This window comes from Bacillus hominis, assembly GCF_018332515.1.
In the GTDB taxonomy this organism is placed as follows: Bacteria; Bacillota; Bacilli; order Bacillales; family Bacillaceae_G; genus Bacillus_A; species Bacillus_A hominis.
This window is the reverse complement of the sequence record NZ_BOQD01000342.1, coordinates 1-2,689: the sequence shown is the minus strand read 5'-3', so window position 1 is coordinate 2,689 and position 2,689 is coordinate 1. Positions and strand designations below refer to the sequence as shown.

Genomic DNA, 2,689 nt, shown 5'->3' with positions numbered 1-2,689 from the left:
ACCTAATCTTTCTTTTCATATTCATTAATCATCAGCAGTAAAAATCTTATTCCAAGAAAAGGTTTCATCATAAATCGCTGAAACTATCTCATTTAAATACATTGTCTAAACTTTAAGTATAACTTTTTGTTATTTAATTACCTTATGTAAGTGAGTATATTACACTCACTTACTTTAGTCAAGTAACTTATAAAATTAAATAAATCTCAAACTGAAGATATTAAGGAAATATTTCATTCGTCGAAATGATAAATCCGAAAACACATAAGTAAACTACCGTGTATAATACAACTAGAGAGGGAAATTCATCTATAGAGAGGATTAATTAATGAGCACTTTAGAAAAGATTCAAACCTTTATCATTCTTGCAGCTGTTATATTCGGGGTTATATTAGGACAATTTAATATGGTACATATGTATTCGGAAAAATTTATTGTCCCCTTCTTGTTTTTAATGCTTTACGGATTATTCCTCAGCATTCCATTAAAGGATATAAAAAATGGATTCCGCAACTTAAAATTTGCTGGAACAAGCCTAGGTATTAACTTTATATGGACGCCTTTTCTTGCTTGGGGATTAGGCGCGTTATTTCTTTCAGATCACCCAGCACTTTGGGTTGGCTTTATTATGTTAATGGTTACTCCATGTACAGATTGGTATTTAATTTTCACAGAGATCGCGAAAGGTAACGTCGCATTATCTACATCTATTTTACCTGTAAACTTAATTTTACAAGTATTATTGCTCCCGGTTTATTTATTTTTATTTGCCGGTGTAATGAAAACTGTAGAGATTTCTGTTTTAGTAGAAAGCATCGTTATCGTACTAGTCTTACCATTTTTACTAGCTCACGGCACGAAATTCATTATGAATAAAATACAAAAGACTGATACACTTGAGAGTAAACTCATTCCATTTTTCAGCTCTGCTCAAATTGTATTTTTAAGTTTAGCAATAGTAGCGATGTTTGCCTCACAAGGTAAGTACTTATTACAAAATATGAATGTTGTTTTATTGTTACTTATCCCAGTGCTACTATTCTTCATAATTAACTTTATACTAGGACAGTTTGTAGGACGTATTATGCATCTATCCTATGAAGATACAGTAAGCCTTAGCTTAACAACATTAGCGAGAAACTCACCTGTTGCACTTGCTATTGCTGTGACAGCTTTTCCAGACGAACCTCTTATTGCACTTGCATTAGTCATTGGGCCGTTGATTGAATTGCCTGCACTTGCAACTATTTCGCAAGTGTTGTTGCTTATTAAGAAAAAACAGCAATACGCATAATAAAAAACGTCCTACTTTGGGACGTTTTTTATTGTCGAGAAATTATATAAATGCAAAATTGAATTATCGCCTCTAAGGACTTTATACGTTATAGAAGATTAACTTTTCGTTACATTAACAGATCCTTTCTAATTAAAAATTATAGGAAAAGTAAATGTAACGAAAGCTGCCCAAAGTCCGTAGACCGGCAAATACTTAGTAACGGCATCTTGGATAGCTGAAGGTCCGGATTTGTTTTGTAGAAAACGCATATAGGAGAGCATAATCCAAATTAGATTTGCCCAGATAAGTATGTTTACTCCTAAAACAGCAAGTCGATTAGGTGTAATCCCATAAGAAGAAAGTCTGAAAACGATGGCTGACAAAGCTACACTGTCAATGATAAGCGCAAGAACAATTAAGGCAAAATTTATATAATCTGAAATGTCCTTTTTCTCGTCTGAGTCGCTCTCGATAATGGAAAATATGGTAACGGCCAATACACCAAGGAGTATTCCGTTGAAGACTATCAGGAAATCGCGGTCCAAAAATGGATTTTTCCCGACCCATATAACCGTTATAAGATAGATCAACAATGTGATCAGTACGAGAGGACTAAAAATTTTAGCTATATATGGTGTAATATTTTTAGCAAATTTAAGATTCATTGACACCAAGTATGCAGCCACAATAGCGAGAGCGGCAGCACCAAATAAAACGACATTACTAAAATAGAAGTCTCCTATATCCAAGTCAACAAATCTAAATAACTGCATGGTTAATGCTGCTAGTATCATTCCGCTAACTGCCATACTAGCGTAGAGAATACAATATTCCAAATTAAATTTAATATAGGCTAATCTCGTACTGCCTTTTGAATATTCATTTCCTGTAAATGCAAGCCCTACCAATACCCATAAGAATATAGGAAGGTGTAAATAAGCAAGGATAATACTGTCTTTATACTTTAATGGCAACATATTAAGATAAAACCCAGAAATTAAGAACAATGCTGCAAGAGAATAAATAACACTTTTTTTCGGAGTATTATTGTAAACAAAATAGGCAGCAATAAAAGGAATTATACCAAAAGCCAAGTTAATTGGAGCAATTGCTTCCTGTTCAACAAAATGGAAAATGATCCTCGTGCTTATCCCGGCCAGAATGGCTAAAATACCCATGAATAAGAAACCTTTTTGAATCAAGGAAGTTTTTCCTGTATTTTCCGTCTCCTTGAAATGCAATCTTTCATACCAAATACCCAGAACCTGAGAATCAGGATTTTGTTCCCATGCGTGTGAGAATGACTTTTTAAAAGCTTTCGGGTCTTTTCTATACATTTTCTCCAACTCATGAGGGTTATCAATATTTTCAATAATCAAATTGTTAATATCCATAGTTATACCTCCTCTAATT

At 33.5% G+C, this 2,689-nt stretch carries 2 protein-coding genes; one reads left to right on the top strand and one right to left on the bottom strand.

Annotation, left to right across the window (positions count from 1 at the left end):
* Window positions 1–328 precede the first annotated feature (328 nt).
* Window positions 329–1,294: an arsenic resistance protein gene (locus tag KI356_RS24330; RefSeq protein ID WP_212936704.1), complete on the top strand. Its 966-nt coding sequence runs from the start codon at window positions 329–331 to the stop codon at window positions 1,292–1,294.
* A gap of 128 nt (window positions 1,295–1,422) precedes the next feature.
* On the opposite strand, the gene KI356_RS24325 is transcribed toward KI356_RS24330, so the two are convergent.
* On the bottom strand, window positions 1,423–2,670 hold the full coding sequence (locus tag KI356_RS24325) for a DUF4153 domain-containing protein (protein ID WP_212936703.1): 1,248 nt from the start codon (window positions 2,668–2,670) through the stop codon (window positions 1,423–1,425).
* Window positions 2,671–2,689: the final 19 nt, after the last annotated feature.